General features: G+C 48.7%; 13 protein-coding genes. 3 read left to right on the forward strand and 10 right to left on the reverse strand.

Annotation, left to right across the window (positions count from 1 at the left end):
- Positions 1-119 precede the first annotated feature (119 nt).
- From LZD49_RS17540 to LZD49_RS17570, 7 genes are all read right to left on the reverse strand, one after another.
- Positions 120-686 carry a putative glycolipid-binding domain-containing protein gene (locus tag LZD49_RS17540; RefSeq protein WP_234668876.1) on the reverse strand — a complete coding sequence of 189 codons (567 nt, stop codon included), beginning with the start codon at positions 684-686 and terminating at the stop codon, positions 120-122.
- A gap of 24 nt (positions 687-710) precedes the next feature.
- On the reverse strand, positions 711-1,745 hold the full coding sequence (locus LZD49_RS17545) for an SGNH/GDSL hydrolase family protein (RefSeq protein WP_234668877.1): 1,035 nt from the start codon (positions 1,743-1,745) through the stop codon (positions 711-713).
- Positions 1,746-2,038: 293 nt separating this feature from the next.
- A complete protein-coding gene (locus LZD49_RS17550; RefSeq protein WP_234668878.1) occupies positions 2,039-2,668 on the reverse strand; it encodes a response regulator transcription factor in 630 nt (209 codons plus the stop codon).
- A gap of 3 nt (positions 2,669-2,671) precedes the next feature.
- Positions 2,672-4,957: a sensor histidine kinase gene (locus LZD49_RS17555; protein ID WP_234668879.1), complete on the reverse strand. Its 2,286-nt coding sequence runs from the start codon at positions 4,955-4,957 to the stop codon at positions 2,672-2,674.
- A gap of 150 nt (positions 4,958-5,107) precedes the next feature.
- Positions 5,108-7,495 (reverse strand): ABC transporter permease, encoded by a 2,388-nt coding sequence (locus LZD49_RS17560; RefSeq protein WP_234668880.1) that lies wholly within the window; start codon positions 7,493-7,495, stop codon positions 5,108-5,110.
- Positions 7,496-7,665: 170 nt separating this feature from the next.
- On the reverse strand, positions 7,666-9,381 hold the full coding sequence (locus LZD49_RS17565) for a PQQ-dependent sugar dehydrogenase (RefSeq protein WP_234668881.1): 1,716 nt from the start codon (positions 9,379-9,381) through the stop codon (positions 7,666-7,668).
- A gap of 155 nt (positions 9,382-9,536) precedes the next feature.
- Positions 9,537-10,703 (reverse strand): AIR synthase-related protein, encoded by a 1,167-nt coding sequence (locus LZD49_RS17570; RefSeq protein WP_234668882.1) that lies wholly within the window; start codon positions 10,701-10,703, stop codon positions 9,537-9,539.
- Between the two features lie 295 nt (positions 10,704-10,998).
- Between LZD49_RS17570 and LZD49_RS17575 the strand changes: the two genes are divergently transcribed.
- Positions 10,999-11,475 (forward strand): C40 family peptidase, encoded by a 477-nt coding sequence (locus LZD49_RS17575; protein WP_409021333.1) that lies wholly within the window; start codon positions 10,999-11,001, stop codon positions 11,473-11,475.
- On the opposite strand, the gene LZD49_RS36090 is transcribed toward LZD49_RS17575, so the two are convergent.
- Complete coding sequence (locus LZD49_RS36090) at positions 11,424-11,633, reverse strand: transposase (RefSeq protein ID WP_409021334.1); 210 nt, start codon at positions 11,631-11,633, stop codon at positions 11,424-11,426. The two genes, LZD49_RS17575 and LZD49_RS36090, sit on opposite strands and share 52 nt — an antisense overlap.
- A gap of 115 nt (positions 11,634-11,748) precedes the next feature.
- On the opposite strand from LZD49_RS36090, the gene argH reads away from it, so the two are divergent.
- Together argH and LZD49_RS17585 are read left to right on the forward strand one after the other, a co-directional pair.
- The gene (gene argH / locus LZD49_RS17580) at positions 11,749-13,083 is read left to right on the forward strand and encodes an argininosuccinate lyase (RefSeq protein WP_234668884.1); all 1,335 of its coding nucleotides are present in this window, start codon (positions 11,749-11,751) and stop codon (positions 13,081-13,083) included.
- A 6-nt stretch (positions 13,084-13,089) separates the two neighbouring features.
- Positions 13,090-13,596, forward strand: coding sequence for a hypothetical protein (locus LZD49_RS17585; RefSeq protein WP_234668885.1), 507 nt, complete (start codon positions 13,090-13,092; stop codon positions 13,594-13,596).
- 88 nt (positions 13,597-13,684) lie between these two features.
- Here the strand turns inward: LZD49_RS17585 and LZD49_RS17590 are convergent, their stop codons facing one another.
- Together LZD49_RS17590 and LZD49_RS17595 are read right to left on the reverse strand one after the other, a co-directional pair.
- Positions 13,685-15,379, reverse strand: coding sequence for a SusD/RagB family nutrient-binding outer membrane lipoprotein (locus tag LZD49_RS17590; RefSeq protein ID WP_234668886.1), 1,695 nt, complete (start codon positions 15,377-15,379; stop codon positions 13,685-13,687).
- Positions 15,380-15,419: 40 nt separating this feature from the next.
- On the reverse strand, positions 15,420-18,758 hold the full coding sequence (locus LZD49_RS17595) for a SusC/RagA family TonB-linked outer membrane protein (RefSeq protein ID WP_234668887.1): 3,339 nt from the start codon (positions 18,756-18,758) through the stop codon (positions 15,420-15,422).
- Between the last annotated feature and the right edge of the window lie 152 nt (positions 18,759-18,910).

The raw sequence follows: 18,910 nt of genomic DNA on the forward strand, positions 1-18,910 counted from the left end.
TCAGGTTGGTTATAGTTACTTTTAAAAAGCAATATTGCTCAACCGCTACTCTCTGATTAGTATATAAAACTGGCTATGACATCACCTGTACCACATACAGGTCGCCTTCCGACTAGTCATTAAAAATCCTTCCGCACCGTCCTGACAAACAGCTCCGGATAATCTACTACCAAGCCATCCGCATCTAATACAATATCAGCCTCAAAGTCATTGGGGACATTTTCGTAATGGAACACGGTCTCTGAAACCCTGGTATACTTTTGGGTGACGGGCGTGATGCTATCTTCAAGCAAATCGAGATAAATCACTCTAATCGGCCGCTCTTCGCCAATGGGGATATTTAACCTTCTAATCGGTAATGTATTTGTGAAGGGCGTCAACGGCAGGTCTATGTCTACGCAGTCGCTAAATGAGTCATTCAATTCGCCATTCAAAAGCCAGTTCCCCTCTCCACTATTTATCAGATTAAGATGACGATAGACATGATTGATATAGAAACTGATATCTACTAAAACTGTTTCCCAGTACTCATTGACCCTGATTTGATAATTGACCTGATAGAGGTCATCGCCATACTGCCCCACGATCGCCGATTCGATGAGTGTGCCATTTTCGTTGCCGTCGATGCGGCAATTCTCAAGAGAATAGTATTCCCGGCCCGTCCAGAGAATATTGGTTCGTATCATTTGATCACAGTTTCCGGCAATGCATTAGTATTTCAAATCTTTGATCTTTTTAACTACCCTATTCGCAATGATCCGATAACCATCATTATTAAGGTGTATTTCATCCGATTTGTTGTCAGGGCGCATTCCGACAGGAAAATTTCCGGCTTCGATCCGCGCACGGTCCTCAGTGGTCGGTGTGTAGCCGATGGCTTCCATTTCAGCGTCGGTGGGTGGCGTCATTGCTACGTATGAATCTCGGTACAGCAGCGCCAGGTCGTCATTGAAAGCGGTGACCTTCGCATAACGGCTGGTGCCCTTCGTTTCGGCTACGGCTGGCAGTACACCTAAAACAAGGTATCGCCGGGGTTCGGTTATATAATCAATGGAGGCCTTGATCGCATCTTTAATATCTTTTGCCGGCCTGTCCTCAGTCATGTCGTTCCTTCCGTACCATAATATTTGTGTTGCCGTTCGCAGATTTGCCGCATCTTCCAGCTCAAATACCGAATTGTCGGGGATTTCAGTGTCTACCGGAGTTTCCGTCCCGGTTTCGGCGATCGGTTCCACAGTGTAGACCTCGCCTGAACCAGGCACCACTTTGCGCGTGAGCTGGCATTTAAAACTCGCGAGCATGCCGGTACGACTGTAAACATTGCCATTAAGCGGTGTCGACAGGAACTCATTGCTGAGTTTGGTAACCCTTAAAGGTTCCAGCCCATCAAACTTGCCGCCGGCTACCGACATTGTCAGCGGGATCCCACCCTGTCGGATGGCAATAGATAATGCAACCTGCCCGTTTATCCCGTCGCTTACAATCGGTCGTTCCGAAAGCGCATCACCGACCCATGCTCCAAAAGGGCGGCTCCCACCCGTACCGGCAACGAGGCTGTCGCCGAAGAATGCAAGTGTTTTGTCGCGATCATCCTTTTTGGAAGGGAAGATTTTATCAAAGAAGTTATCACAGGAAGTGAGAAGCGCTGTGGATAAAACAGCCGCCCCAGATTGGCGAAAAAAGCGTCTACGGCTTACTGAAATGCCCATATCGCCGGAGGGCTCAGGGCGTTGGAATGGTTTCATTTGATCGACGGAACGTTAATATCAGGGTGCTTTTCAGGTGCGCAAACCGGCACGGACATTAAATAGCAGTAATAATCATTCCAGTCCAGAACATGTACAATTACGCACCCCATAACCCAAGCCAACCGGAAAATAAGTTAAAATACACATTGGATATTTTCCAAATAAATGGATTATTTCCATTATATTTGCATCTCCAATATTGTCTCTCATAAATTGGGTTTTAGGGTTGTATAATGATTACATTCCGGGGGTATTGCTTCCGGAATGTCTGTTATTAACCCGTTTAACTATTAGAGTATCCGGTTCTTACGGACAAAATTAACCAGCCCCACCGATGTGTAGATATTCAGTTTCCGGCAGATATTCCGGCGGTGGGCATTAATGGTAAACTCACTGATAAACAGCTTTTCGCCAATTTCCTTGCTCGTAAGCCCCTCAGCAATGTGCCTGAGGATTTCCACCTCCCGCGGGGTGATTTGGTATTTTTTTAGAAAATCGTCAAGCTGAAAAGAGGGCATCAGCGTGTCTGAAAGGATGCCCCGGAACCACTTGCCGCCCTTCGCGACAGCTATAATAGCTTCTTTAAGCTCCACCGATGTACAATCTTTGATCAGATAACCCTCCGCTCCCAGCTTTTTGATCTCGCGCAGCAACTCGGGCTGCCCGTAACTGGTGAAAATGATCACTTTGGTTGCATTGAAATCGCGGCGGACTATTTTCAGGGTTTCGATACCGTCCATTTGAGGCATATTGAGATCGAGCAATACGATGTCGAAATGCGTCTGTCTTAACCGCGAAATGAGCTGCCTGCCGTTGCTTGCGGATTCGGCCACGGACACGTCGGGAATTTCCCTGATCACCCCCAGAATACCGTCCACGAGCATTGGGTGATCGTCTGCGATGATGATTTTGATCGGCATAGGTTACTCTTTCGTTTCCAGGTAAATTTCGATCACCACCAGCACACCGCCTTCTTGCTTGTTGCTGATTTCCATTTTTCCGTTCAGGTATGCCACCCGCGAGCGGATAGCGCTCAGCCCCTGGCCTTCTGCACGTCCACCATGGGAAAGCCCCACCCCATTGTCCTCCACGATCACCGAAATCATATCGGTATGTTCCACTACTTCCAGCGAGGCTTTGGTAGCATTGGCATGTTTGAGCACATTGTGCAGCAACTCCTGGATAATGCGGTACAGGTCATTGAGAAAGGAAAGCGTATGGCTGCCCGAGTCCTCAAAACCAATTACCACCGTATCCAGCACGATCTTACCCGACAGATTAATGATCTCCGCAGAGTCCAGAACGGCCCTTCTGAATCCGTAACGTTCGATAGCCAGCGGATTGAGCTGATGGCTGAGGTCCCGGATTGTATTCGACACCGATGAGAGTATTTCTTTCGTTTTGACAAGCTTCGGTTCTGCCTGTTCGTCGTCCCGTCCTTTTTCAAGGGTCGACGAAACCGATAGCGACGCCAGCGCGAGCATTGCGCTAACCTCGTCGTGCAACTGGTCCGCAATCTTTTTCCGTTCCTTTTCTTCCGCCTCCATTACGCCTTGCATCAGATCGATATGCCGCTGTTTTTCCATTCTTTCGATTTCGCTTCGCTGCAAAGCCTCCTGCTGGCGCGCACGTATCTGTCTGTTACGCGAATGCAATACAAGCAACCCGATCGCCAGCGCCGACAGGCCGATCACCACCCCGTAAAACAGCCGCTCTCTCTGGATTTCCCGGTCGCGGTAGGCACTTTCCTCATTTAACCTGACTATCTGCTCTTCCTTGTCTTTGATCCTTACTTTTGCCAAAACCTCCTGGACAGCACGGTATTTGTTCAGATTGGTAAGCGAATCCTTGATATCGTAGAACGTCTCGAGAGCGGAAGTGTAAGCCTTGTAGTCGCCCTTCGCTTTCAGGTATTCGGCGAGGTACTGGTTATAATAATAGCCCGTGGCCGAATATTTCTGTTTGGCCAGCATCCCGGGAAATCTCCCCAGGATTTTACCTGCTTCATCAAATTTCCGGTTTACAGTCAGGATGTGCGCATAATAGAGCTCCACGGGCAACACATGCATCCCATGCGAGTAGCCGCGATCGCTGACAAATTTCCCATAATAATATTCTGCTTTGCCATAATCCTTACGATGCTCGGCCAGCAGTCCGGCGGCTGCGAAATAGCTGACATATGGGATCTGTTCCTCGGGTAGCTTAAACTGTTTGAAACTCCTGTCCAGAAACTCCGCTGCGGTCGCATATTGCTGTCGGCAGGCATTTACAAGTGCCATTTCGGCATTGAAATAAGGCGCCTGTGCGCCGTCAGGATTAGGTTTAATGCTGGCATTGTAAAAGAGCTCGGCAAATTTTCCCGCCGATTCGAAATCGGTCAGCAACAGGTTCAATTGCATAAGCTGGTAATAAACGCTCGGGCCGGGATTCCGGAACGTGAATGCAGTCCTTTCGTACAGTTTTTTGGGGAAGCGCGCCAGCGAAGAATCGTTTACGAGTTCCAGGAGCGACTCGAATTCCATGACCTGCTTCAAAGGGTTGGTTTGCAGGAAAATGTTGGCATAATTGTAGCGGGCGGTGAAAAGGGCGTTTTTGTCTTTCAGGTTTACGGCAAGGGTAATGGCTTTGTTCAGATCGCGGCGCATGGAGGCCGTGTCGGTCATGTCCGAAAGCGCTTTGAAAGTGTATACAAAAGACAGGTTTTCCTTGTCGGACGCGGCTTTACATTCCTTTTCCGCCAAAGCGATATACTTGCGCATCGAATCGGGGTGGTCCCATTCGCCGTAGAGCAATATCGTTTGGGCCAGGGCTTCGCGGTACATTCGCCCGGTACCGGCCGCATTTGCCCGCGCTTTCACAAAAAGCTTCTCGGCATCCTCGAAGAAATCAAGCGATGCCTTGGCTTTGGCCCAGCTCATCAGCAGAACGTGCACCTTTTGCCGATCGCCCGTTTTCTGTACGACGGGCACATATTCTGCGAGTATTTCATAGCTGATATCGAGGTTCTTCCTACCGATATCCTGGATCAAATCGCACGCTTCGCGAAAGTTGGCCTCCGTTACCGGCTGTGATTTCATGCGCTTCCATGCCGCTCGTGCCTGGGCAGGCGTGTAGTCTCCGGCCCGTAGCATGTGGCTAAGCATTAGCAGCATTGCCGGAAGAATGATCCGACATCCCGACAAACTCCATTTGATAAAGGAAGAGCGCATAAACAGATTGACTGACAGTCAGTTAAATATAAGTAACAAACGGCATTATAGCTTATTAAATGCACCGATTTGTTCATTACTTACCCTCCCCGAAAGCTATTCACATCACGCTCCCACCGAAATACTTACTTCTAACTAATTTCCAGCGCTTTACTCCGACCGGAGGCTTTTTACCGGGTTCACCAGTGCTGCTTTAATGCTCTGGAAGCTGATTGTGAGTAGCGCAACGCCCACCGAAAGCCCAGCAGCCAGTACGAAGACCCATATATTGATATCTATCTTGTAGGTGTACTCCTGCAAAAAGCGCTGCATCGCAAACCAGGCGATCGGTGCGGCGATAACGAATGCGATGAGCATTAGTTTCAGGAAGTCACGGGAGATCAATTCTACAATGCTGAAAACCGTAGCGCCGAGGACTTTGCGGACGCCAATCTCCTTGGTACGTTGTGTTACTACAAATGAAACGAGCCCGAACAAACCCAATGAACCAATGAGCACACCTAGTACCGCGAAAATTTGCAGAAAGTTGGACAGCTTGCGCTCACTGTCATAGAAACTCCGTATGTCGTCTTCGAGGAATTTGGGCTCGTAATAATAATTTGGAAACAATGCTTTCCAATGTTCGCCGATATGTGCTAGTGCCTGCGCTTTCTTCGAATTGTCGATGCGGATGCTGGCCAACTGGAAATTCCAGCTATCGTATACATAAATGTGCCCGATCAGTTTACTTTTAAGATCTTCGGAATGATAGTCTTTGACGACGCCAACGACGTTCAGCCTCATCCCCCAGAAATCGAGAGGCTGCCCGATAACCTTTTCTACATTCTTAAAACCCAGCTCGCGCGCGGCTTTCTCGTTCACCACCACATCCGTGATCCTGACTCCCTTACGCTGCCGGGTAGTGTCGCTCGTCAATAACATCCGGCCCGCCACCAACGGCACCCGGAAGAAGCTGAAATAATTGGTATCGACATGCTGGATACGGAACACTTCCTCGCCATTAGGCAAATTGACATGTTTGACGGTGCCCCACCAGTGGTTCCGCTTGCTGGCCGGCGTCGTGAGGCCGAATGCGACTTCGCGGATTTCAGGGTGTTGTTTTAATTGATGGCGGAACCGCTCGCGTACTAATGCGCTTCGATCAGGCATGGGAACTGTAACAATGCCGCTTTTCTCAAAACCGAGGTCTTTTTCATAAAAATACCTGATTTGCTTCATCGCGAGCAATGTGCAAATCACCAGCACCTGGGCGATCACAAACTGCATGGTTACCAACGATGATCTCAGCGAAATGCCCCCGCTGGACAGTACAACACGGTTTTGTAGCGCTCTGACTGGCTGAAAACCCGACAAGATAACAGCGGGGTATAATCCGGCAAACAAGGTTACCACTGCCGCCAGCGCACCGAGGAAGGCAAAGGTTTCCACCGTCCACACAGCCGAGCCGTCCACTTTTGTATTAAGCAGCTCCGACGAATAAGTTATAAGCTGACCAGCCAGGAGTACACCCGTCAACGTCGCCAGCAATACAATCATCGCCGTTTCCCCGAAAAACTGGAATATCAATTGCTGCCTGCCGCTACCAAGCACTTTGCGGACAGCCACCTCCCGTCCCCGCTGGATAGCCTGAACGGTAGCAAGGTTTACAAAATTGATGCAGGCAATAAAGATCAGGAAGATGCCAATGCTGGTAAGTGTATAAAGCATCCATTTGGGCATGGAATAGTTGAACGGATCTTTGCTCACATCGAAATGCATATCGGCCAGAGGCTGCAATTTGTAGGAGGTGATGGTAGTTTCGGTTTGCCGGCTTTTAGAAATGCGGGTTAGTTCCGCGTTGATCGGTGCGGTGGAAGCGCCTGGTTTCAGCAATACAAACCCCTGATGCATCGAATCGCCGCCGCTCAGGTTATCTTCCTTCGCCAGATCGGGTTGCATTTGTTTCATCGTTTCCCATGAAATGATCATTTCCATTGGGAATTCGGTATTGTTGGGCAGATTGCCGATCACACCCGTCACCGTAAGATCTGCCCGGTTGTCGTAGCGGAGGGTTTTGCCCAAAGCATTGCCTTTAAATAGTTTTCCGGCAGTTCGCTCATCGATCACCACCTGTCCCGGAGCGCTCAGCGATTGTTTCGGGTTACCCGTTATCCAGCGAATGTCCAGCATTTCGAGCATTTCGGGCTGGGTAAAAAAGATATTTTTCTGGTTGAAGATCGCCTGCCCGATCTGTACCGTACCGGGATTCATACCATAGAAATTGGCCGCTGCCTCCACGTCCGGAAAACGCGTTTTCAGGATTCTGATGATCATCTGGTGCACATGCGACTGCGGCTCGCCAAACTTGTCGAATGAATTTACCCGGTAAATGCGGTCGGCCTTGGCATGGTAACGGTCAAAACTATACTCGAACCGGACGATCCAGAAAAGTGTGATCGCCACGCCGAGCCCTAATGTCAGGCCAGTCAGATTAATGAATGTGTATAATCTGTTTTTTTGGAGACTGCGGTATGCAGTTTTGAAGTAATTTCCGATCATGGTCCGTGAGCAGGTTGAATTTGAACGAACAATCCGCAATCAATCCAAAAATAGCCTGCCAACGAATAGAGACCTCAAAAACGGCCTCCATTCATCAAAAACAAATAAACGAAAAACCGCCCGTGTCCGCATACGAACAACTACGTTCAGCGCTGGACATCGGCAAACCGCTACCTGAGGACCAGCACCTTTTGCTGCACCACCCGGTCGTGACCCGCCATTCTGACGACATAGATGCCGGATGCAGTGGTTCCAAGTGGAATGCTCAATGGGCCGCTCCTGCCGCCTATCTTTTCCGTTAACACCACTTGCCCGCCGGCACTGACTATTTCAATGGTCTCGAACGGTTCCTCAACAAGCAAATTCATCTCACTGGTGCTAATTAGCGAAGGCCGTACGAACAGTTCGCTGACCTGCTCCCCGGCCCTGTTTACCATAATCATTTTAGAGTATCTGAAGCTTTCGTCGGTATCGACCATTTTCAGCCGATAGTACAAATTCCCGTTTTCGAAGATGCTATGGGTAAAAGAATAGGAATTGCCTGCGTCTGTATTCGCACCCGGTACAGAGCCGATATTGTCAAACTGGCGTGCATCATGGCTGTATTCTATTTCAAATGATTTGAAATCTTTCTCCGTCGAAGTCTGCCACGAGAGTTTCACCCCTTCTGCCGAAGACGCACCTAAAAAATCGACCAGCGTCACGGGTAGCGGATTTTCCGCCTGGATACGATAAACAGCATTGGCGGTTACGGCAAAAATCTCACCGGATTCGTCCTCGCCAATATCCCTCACATTTAAAAGCGTCGAAGTCTGATATTCTTTTACAAAACCATTCGAAAGTATCACGTGGATGTCACCGGAGTAATAATCCATTCCGATATAGTAGCCCTGCATAATGGGCCAGTCAGTCCCCCGGTACACTACTCCGCCAACGACCGAACTTCCCCTCGCACTTCCGGTTGCATAAGTGTAAATAGGTTTGACAAAACTTGCCGAATCCGGACATTCTGCTATCGATATTCCCTCTGTGTAGCCATTACCTTCAAAACACCGCCACCCAAAATTAGCACCCGACGCGTTGGCGGCCGTTCTGTAATTGATTTCCTCCCAATTATCCTGACCCACATCCCCGATCCACATATCGTAAGTCCCGCGGTCGAAACTCCACCTGAAGGGATTTCTCAGTCCAAGCGCGAAGATCTCGTTACCGAACGGATTGCTCGGGGGCACTGCATAAACAAGGCCCGATCCGGCTGGCGGGTTCACGTCGATCCGCAGTATTTTGCCCAGCCGTGAGCCAGTGCTCTGTCCATTCTGGTCGGGGTCGTAACCGGCTCCGCCGTCTCCCGTCGACAAATAGAGATAGCCATCCTCGTACCCGAAGTGCATTTCACCCCCGTTGTGGTTGTTGTGTATCGGATGTGATATTTTCATAATCTCTGCCCGTGTGCTGGCCAGAACGCTATTTCCCAGGGGACTTGCAGATGTGTAACGTGCTACGACCAGATCTCCGGCAGTATCTGTGTAATAAGTGTAAAGGTAACCGTTGGTAGCAAAATCGGGATGGAATGCTACGCTAAGCAAACCTCCTTCACCGGCAGTCGAGACGACCTGACCACCACTATTCATATTTAAGTATTGAATAGATGTTCCAGGTGCACCTGGATTAAACACCCGGATGATCCCTTCGCGCTCCACAATGAAAATCCGGTTGGAACCATCGCCGGCGTGCACCAACTGCATTGCGGATGTAAGCCCACTGATAACCGGTGAGGAATTGATGTCCACGTCGGGAACCTGTCCGCAAATGCGTGTTGTCAGCAGAACGAAACAAAATACCAGGACATAGCCCCGAGGTATTTGATAGTGGTTGAAATGCTTCATACGTCCAAGTTTAGTAAACTACATAATTCTACTATTTATCACGAATTTATACTACAATTCTCATGCCGTGACTTATTTGAATTGGCATAAAAAAGAAAAAGCCTTCGGACGCATAATGTCCGAAGGCTCAACCGCTTGACGGGCTTTGTAACCGATCAATAGTAAAAAGTACCGTATTCGCCGCTGATGGTCAGTTTTTTGTCATCCGACGCCTCTACGCGCCCGATCACCTGCGCATGGATACCAAATGATTTTGAAATTTCGATTACCCGCTCCGCATAGGCTTCGGGCAGGTAAATTTCCAGTCTGTGCCCCATATTGAACACCTTATACATTTCCTGCCAGCTGGTACCGCTTTCCTGCTGGATCAGTTTGAACAAGGGCGGCACGGGAAGCAGGTTGTCTTTGATAATGTGAAGGTTATCAACAAAATGTAGAATTTTTGTCTGAGCTCCGCCACTGCAATGTACCATGCCATGGATTTGCGGGCGCATCTCGTCGAGCAATGCCTTGGCTACTGGTGCATATGTACGTGTAGGAGAGAGGATTAATTTACCCACATTCAACGGTGCCCCTTCCACTTCGTCTGTTAGCTTTTTGCTGCCACTGTAAATAAGGTCCTCGCTTACTTCGGGGTCGAAGCTTTCGCTATATTTTGAAAGATATTTGCCCAGGATATCATGTCTGGCGGAAGTAAGGCCATTACTGCCCATCCCGCCGTTATATTCGCTTTCGTAAGTCGCCTGCCCGTACGAAGCCAGCCCGACGATCACGTCACCGGCCTGGATATTGGCATTGTCCACCACTTCGGAGCGTTTCATGCGGGCTATTACCGTGCTGTTGACCGTCACGGTACGCACCAGGTCTCCCACATCTGCCGTTTCGCCGCCTGTGCTGTAAATTTCCACTCCGTAACCGCGCAGCATATCCAGCACTTCCTCTGCACCGTTGATTACTTCGGCGATCACTTCACCCGGAATGCGGTTCTTGTTGCGGTCGATAGTAGAAGAGTACAACATCGGACCGGTAGCACCCACGCACAGAAGGTCGTCGGTATTCATCACAATGGCGTCCTGCGCAATGCCTTTCCAAACGGAAATATCGCCTGTTTCTTTCCAATACAGATACGCCAGGGAAGTTTTAGTACCGGCACCGTCGGCGTGCATGATCGTACAGTATTCGGGATCGCCTGAGAGTGTATCCGGAACAATTTTGCAAAAAGCCTTTGGAAAAAGCCCTTTATCAATCTTTTCGATGGCCTTATGCACATCTTCCTTTGAAGCCGATACACCGCGCTGGAGATAACGGTCGGTAGTTTTCATCTGAGCGTATTGATTAGTAAGCTATCCTGATTCTGCCACAAAAGTAGGCAAAAAGGGGGCTTAAACCTTTACTTTAATGAAAGTAGCCCTAAATCTGCCAACTCAGTGATTTACAAAAAATTGCAAAAATTAACGATTTCTTAAAATAACACAAATGGGAAAAAGTCGTTAGCTTTACATTCATGCGGTAAAGAGGTCACAAAACCGTAGAATCTCTTGTGTGACCTTTTAAAGTCCTGAACCCACTTTCGATTTCATGCATTTTTTGATTCGTTCAATAGTAGTTTTAATCTTATTGTTTGCCTCAAGTTCATTCAATAATTGCTCTTTCGCACAGGCATCTAAGCCGCGCGTTGCCGCTGCTGACACTTTGAATCCGATCCAGTCGCTGGTATCATTCGCTAATAGGCATTTGCACATCCCCTACCGCTCTGGGGGTTCGTCCAAGAGAGGTTTCGACTGTTCCGGTTTTGTCCGGTATTGTTTCAACCAATGGAATATCACATTACCACATTCAAGCGCCGCCCAGGCCGAACACGGTGAAGCCGTGGAGCTCGACGACGCCAAACCCGGCGATCTCATTTTCTTCAAAGGCAACAGCACCAAAAGCAAGCGCATAGGCCACGTTGGCATCATCACCGAAGTAGCGCCCGGCTACGTCAAGTTCATCCATTCGGCCTGGAAAGGCGGGATCCGCTACGATTTGCTCGATGCGGCGTATTACAGCAAGCGGTTTGTGGCCATCCGCTCGCTGACACTTACAGCCAAATAGTCGTCCTGCCAGACAAACCGGTCTTTAGTCAGTTTGTTTTTATTAATCCAATAGGAAGACTCTCCCTTAACGGTCTTCATCGCATCCGCGAGCGCCTGCACACGGGTGAGGCATATTAGACAATGTGCATGGTCAAGGTCACTCCCCAAAACCGCCATCCCAGCAAAAAATCCCCTGCCGCCATCTTTAGATGATGGAAAAAGGGCAAGAATGAGCTAATGGTGCTAAATTTGTTATGAAATTATAAATTGATAAATTTTATAATCCTGCATTTTGAAACTCTGGCAAAAGGAAAATACTGTCACTTCTGAAAAAATAGAACGCTTCACCGTCGGCCGTGACCGGGAGATGGATTTGCATCTGGCCGAATTTGACGTGCTGGGTAATATCGCCCATGCGACAATGCTGGAAACGATCGGCTTGCTTACCACCGATGACCTCGCAGCTTTAAAAACCGAGCTTAAAGCCATTTACAAACAGGTTGAGAATAGCGAATTCGTCATCGAAGAAGGCATTGAAGATGTGCATTCACAGGTAGAGCTCCTCCTGACCCGCAAACTCGGTGATACGGGCAAAAAAATCCATAGCGGACGCTCACGTAACGACCAGGTGCTGGTGGACATGAAGCTGTACACGCGTGCGCGGCTTTTCGAAGTTGTGCGGGCGACGGAAAAGCTTTTCGATGTCCTCACCCGGAAATCCGAGGAACATAAAAATGACCTGCTTCCCGGTTACACGCATTTGCAGATCGCCATGCCGTCGTCGTTCGGACTGTGGTTTGGCGCCTATGCCGAAGGACTGATCGACGACGTAATTCAATTGAATGCTGCTTACCGTCTCGCAAACCGCAACCCGCTGGGCTCTGGCGCTGGTTATGGTTCATCGTTCCCGCTCAACCGCCAAATGACCACGGAACTGCTGGGTTTCGAGGGCATGCACCACAATGTAGTCTACGCACAAATGAGCCGCGGCCGTACCGAGCAAGCCGCATTGAGCGCTATCGCATCCCTGGCCGCCACCGTGTCAAGGCTGGCGATGGATGTATGTCTTTACAACAGCCAGAATTTCGGCTTCATCGTCCTTCCCGACGACCTCACGACCGGCAGTAGCATTATGCCGCACAAAAAGAACCCGGACGTGGCTGAGCTCCTGCGGGCCAAAACCAACCGCATGAAAGCATTGCCGATGGAAGTCACGATGGTGCTAAGCAACCTGCCATCGGGATACCACCGCGACATGCAGCTCCTGAAAGAGATATTGATGCCCGCTTTCGATGAAATCCTCGATTGTCTCGACATCGCCGCATTCATGCTCGAACATATGAAAGTGAAGCAAAACCTGCTCGACGACCCGAAATATGACCTTTTGTTTAGTGTGGAGCGTGTGAATGAGCTAGTGCTTGCAGGTGTACCATTCCGCGACGCTTATAAGCAGGTTGGGGCCGAAATCGGGGATGGCAGCTACATTGCACCTCGTGAGCTGAAACATAGCCATGAGGGGAGCATTGGAAATTTGCAAACAGAGCAGATACGCGAACGGATGGAGCGGGAGATCAGCGCATTCGGTTATGAAAAGGTAACTGCCGCTTTTGAACAATTGTTAAGCTAGATTCAAATGAGAGTCGGGTCTGCCATCGTTGGAATATTATGCTGCATCAGCTCCTATTTTGCAATGGCAGCACCGCCTAATCTTAAAATTATCTTCTTCCTCGACCCCGAATGCCCCGTCTCGAACGCCTATATGCGCGAGATTAAAAGCATTCATGCCGATTATGCCAAAAGAGGAATTGCATTTGAAGCGGTTTTTCCGGTCCCGACCGTCAACCGGGATGAAATCCGGCAGTTTTTACTTAAATACCAGACCGCAATGCCCGGCTACCAGGATCCTGGATTGCAGAAGGTAAAACGATACCAGGCCACGGTAATGCCCGAAGCGGTATTGGTTAATTCAAACGGAGAAATTCTTTACCGCGGCGCGATCGATAACTGGTACTATGCCTTGGGAAAAAACAGGGCGAGAGCTACGGAGCTTTATTTACGGAATGCTATTGAAGCTGCAATAAATGGCGAGGTGATTGTCAAAAGCAAAACCGATGCGATCGGGTGTTTGATCAATCAGTGAATTCCGATCTTTTCAGCGATATTTATCAAACAAAAAGGCAAGCCAATCGGCTTGCCTTTTGCGTTCTTTAACTAAATCTATTATAAAACTATTGTTTATCCCACCAAACGCGGCCTTGTGCGCTCGCAAGGTCTCCGAAGCCTGGCTGTGCTGCCATGGCATCGTAAGCTGCCTTCTTGTTCGCGAAGTTAGGATCTGACGACGATGGCAATGTGATAGGCGAGCGACGTGGGATTACCAGCGTTACATTCAGATAGCTTGTCTTTGGCAAAGGCACTACCGAATTCTCGTTTGGATAGCCGGTACGTTTCCACAATGCCCATCCTTCTTGAGGCTGTCTCATGAAGTTCAGGTAGCTCTGGCTCGCAATTTGATCCATTGCCTTTGCTGCTTCAAATGCTACACCTGGTTGCGCAAGGTAAGCATCAACTTCGGTGGCGGTCATAGGCGTATAATTGGTCAATCTAGCTTCTACTCCTACCTCATTATAAAATGCAAGCGAGCTTCTTACACCAGCTTCGTACCAGCTTTTTGCAGTTCCAATTCCGATAGACTTGGTAGCGAGCTCCGCACGCATAAAACAAAATTCGGCATAAGTAATCACTGGAATGTATGATCGACCGCCTCCCGCATTACCCGCAGCATCCGCACGGCCCGCATTGAAAAGGCGCGGCTGGATGAACGACAACGTATCGACGGTTGTATTATTAGAAGAAATCAGCTTCGGCGTGTAGTAACGCTGGATGTTCGGCGTCTGACGTGAATCGTCAGGGCTGGTGAAGCTACCGACATAACGCCTTCCTTCTGTTGTTCCTGCTGGCAACTTTTTGTCGGCGATCAACAGGTTGATATTTGCCTGAGAATACTGGTTAGGTGTAAAGAACGCATCGATACGTGGATCTTTTTTATCCCACATGAAATCAACGATCGGCTTTGGTGCACGAAGTTCATCAGTTGCCCAGTTTCCACCAGCTGCATCGCCTGTAAAAGCAGCGTTTCCGATAAATATCCATGCATCTGCATTGCTTGCCATCAGCTCTTCTGCCGGCATAGCCATCACTTCGTTGATGATGGCATTACCCGCAGCAGCATCGGCCTTCTGCACACGCATTGCCATCCGTAGCCTCAACGCATTGGCAGCCTTAATCCATTTGGTAGCATTGCCTCCGAAATACTGGTCGTAGTCACCTAGGGAATATTGAGGTACCGTCGATGGCTGTTTCAGGGTAGCGACCGCTGTTTTGATCTCTACATCCAATTTAGCGAACAACTCTTGCTGCGTATCGTATTTAGGCTGCAAGGTGCCGCCATAACGTCCCTGGAAAGCTTCCGTGTAAGGAATGCTTCCGTAAATGTCGGAAACATAAAATGCATAGTAAGCTTTCAGTATACGTGCCATCTGGATCATGTTGGTGTAACGAGGCTGTTCGTCAGCGCCCATTTTCCCAACCAATTGTTCCAGATCATAAAGGCGGTCGCCTACCCCGTTATACAAACGTCCGTAACGGTTCGAGAAGTTATCGTAGTTCAGGGTAAAGGAGCCTTGGTTACCGTTCGTAGGCGTGGTGTATTGCATCCAAGGCATAATACGACGGTAAAAATCGTAGAATGCTTCGAAATCCTGGCTGTGAATTCCACTGGTCGCTTGTAAGAATTGGTTCTGAGGTGGAATCTCCGTAAGAGCATCCGGGTTTTTGTTGATGTCAACAAAGGCTTGCTTTTCGCAGGAGCTCAGAAATCCTACGGCCGCCATTAATATGAGTTTACTCTTGAAAGATTTCATAAAAATTTCTGTTATTAAAAATGGGCTGTAATGATTAAGATTACAATCCTACGCTAACTGAAACACCGAGGTTACGCGAGAATGGCAAACCACCATACTCCATGAACTCACCTGCTTTGTTGCTATACAAACCTTCGGGGTTGATTCCGTCCTTCGCAGTTTTGTACAAGTAACCCAGGTTACGGCCCACCAGGCTCACGCGCAGGCTTTGGATTTTTGCTTTACCCAACCATGCCGCAGGCACGTTATAACCGATTGAAACTTCACGCAATGCAACCCATGAGTTTTCGAAAGTGGAGTATTCACGGATACCCGATGACCATTGGGTCAGGTTCAGATAGTAAGCGTAAGCAGGGATTGGTTTCACATAACCCGCTGTAACCGCGTCCGCATAGCTCATTCCTCCCAGATCCTTAGGCTGGCCATCTACTACCACCTGGAATCCTTGTGCAAGCACACCGTCTGGAATGATACCGTCGTTTTTCGCAACGCCATCCGCATCGGTATATGCTACGCCACCTAGCTCCGCGTTACGCCCTGGCAACGTGAATGCAAATGCTCCTGTTGAAGAACCATACTGGTGAGTCGCCGATGACATCAGGCCTCCGATTTTAGCATCGGCCTGAACTGTCGCTGTGAAGTTTTTGTAACGGAAGCTGTTGACATTGCTGGCAAGGAATTTCTCCATTACAGTTCCAAGTTCTTTGTCGGCCTTGTCGCCGTATGAACCGTTACGTAAGTAACCAATACCACCTTCACCCGAAATTGTTCCGATTACTTTCTTGCCATTTGCAGGATCGCTGGGATTGTCGGACTTGTAAGAAGCGAAGCCGTAGGGAGTGATGATCGTTCCGTAATCTTTCCCTACACGTGCCACAGATTTAATATCGGCACCAAAACCGAGTGAAAGCTCGTAAGTATCCGTTCCTTCTACCAGTTCAAGCACCTTGTTGCGGTTGCGTGAGAAGTTGATGCTCGTATTCCATTCAAAATCGTTTCTCTTGATTGGTGTCGCAGTCAAAAGGATCTCTACCCCTTTGTTCTGAATTCTACCTGCATTCACAATTCTCTTGCTCACACCCGATTCAGGCGTCGTGTTAAGACTCAGGATTTCGTTCTTAGTGATTTTGTTGTAAACAGTCGCGTCGATTCCCAAGCGGTTGTTGAAGAAACGAATATCAGCACCGAATTCAACTTCGCGGGCCAAACGGTTTTTCAATGCATAGTTTGGCAAAGTGTTGTCGCGGAAGCCCGACCAGTTAACAGTACTTCCGTTAGGAAGAGTATACGCTGGTTTTGGCTCGTAAGAACCAGTCTGGTTGGTAGACCATGGATCTGTATCACCACCGGTGTAACCCAAGCTCGCACGTAATTTACCGAATGACAACCATGTTGGAAGGTCTTTCAAGGACTCCGTCGCGATCCAGGACAAACCAACTGATGGATAAGAATAGATATAATCTCCTCCACCGTTAGCATAAGTCAGAGTTGACGACCAGTCGGTACGGAAGCTTCCGCTCAATGTTAACGCGTCCTTGAAAGTCAAATCACCGTAAGCATACAAAGCGTCGATGCGCTTGGAAGGAAGAAGTTCGTTCCGCTCGAACAATAGCGGGTTGATGCTGTTAGCCAGCGAGAAGTTGTCCGGAACACGAAGACCACCATTTGTCTTTACATTAAACCGGCGTCCTCCGATCAAGCGGTTTGTTTCTCCACCCGCAGATAAGCTCAGGTTGAAGTCGGTGCCAAGTTGCTTGTTCGCAGAAAGGAGACCTTGGAAACGGGTCTGCGTCTGGTTCTCTGAATATTCGCGATATTCGCCACCTGAGAAGTTGACGTTATCACCTCTGTCTTTATTATTCCCGGTGTACAACTCATTCTGAACGTTACCGCGTACAAGGAAGGTCAACCACTCAGTGATATTTCCGGTCAGGTCAATATTTCCACGGAATACTTTTTCATTTCTGAATTGCTTGTATTCAAAAGTCTGGAACATGAACTCGGTAATGTTGTAAGGGTCAGCAGTACCACGACGACGTCCGCCCGCAATCGGATCAATGTAGTTTTTCGACCAGTAATCGATATCCAGGCTTCGTGGACGGTTATATACAAAACGGAATACCGGGTTGTAGTTACCTCCCTGACGAATCGGGTTGATCATGTCGTTATCGGTATAATCCGCGCTCACATCCAAATTCAGGATCTTGCCGATTTTCTGGGTTCCGCGGATGTTAAAGTTGTTTCTTTTCAACTCAGTTCCGGCAACCATGATGCTGGTGTTCTTCAAAGAAGAGAATGAAGCCCGGAATGAGCTGCGGTCGTTTCCACCTTCCACAGCTACGTTGTGGTTGATATACTTACCTGTCTGGAAGAATTTCAATGGATCATTGGCTTTCCATTCTACCATTCGGCCATCAAGGTCACGAACCTGCTGTCCTTCGAATTTAGGACCATACGAGAATGGGAAGTTCGGGCGGTCTACCTCGGGCACGCCGTCAGCGCCATTTGCAAATGTTGGGCTCAAACCCGCACCGTAATCGTTCTGAAGATCGAGGAATTTATAGGCATTCTCAAATGTCGAAGTATGGGTGTAAGTGACACCCAGTCCTTTATCAACACGTCCTTTTTTAGTTTGAACAACTACTACCCCGTTCAAAGCCTCCGAACCATACAATGAGCTCGCAGCCGAACCTTTCAATACGGTCATCGACTCGATGTTGTCCGGGTTGATGTTCTTCATAATGTTACCGAAGTCTTGCGCAGCACCCCATGAATCTGCACCGGATGTTCCCGGGCGGATCAAAACACCATCTACCACGAAAAGCGGCTGGGTGTTAGGGCTCAACGACGCGTTACCGCGGATACGGATACGTGATGAAGACATCGGACCACCTGTTCCCTGGTTGATCATCACACCCGCAACTTTTCCTTGCAGCGCGTTGACCATGTTCGCATTGTTGGCGCGGGAAATGTCCGAACCTTTCACTTCCTGAATAGAATAAGCAAGCTTGCGGACTTCGGTTGACATACCGAAACCGGTGACAACCACTTCATTAAGCGTTTTGTTGTCTTCGTCAAGGCTGACGGTCAGTTGAGTGGCATTACCCACCGAAACTTCTTTTGTCACAAATCCTATAGATGAAAAAACAAGCACAGAAGAGCTGGAAGGCACAGCAACGCTGAACTTTCCATTGGCATCTGTTGCGCCACCTGTGTTACTTCCCTTAATGAGGTAGGAAACGCCGGGCAAAGGATTCTGATCCTTGTCGAGCACCGTCCCATTGACGGTCTGCTTGTCTTGGGCAATACTCCAGGTACTTCCTGTGAGGAGGAGGAGCAATGTTACCAGACGTGTTAAAGTAGTACACTTTTGTCTCATGGTAAACTTGGTAAATTGAAATTTTAGGTGGTTTAACTGGACTTACATACTCTGATCCGAAGACCGGCAATCAGCCGAGACTGACCCCCATTTTGCACATCAAAAGCATTGGATGTCAAAAATAAATATTTTTATTAACAAAAATATAACAT

The organism is Dyadobacter sp. CY261, from assembly GCF_021440085.1.
Lineage (GTDB): Bacteria > Bacteroidota > Bacteroidia > Cytophagales > Spirosomataceae > Dyadobacter.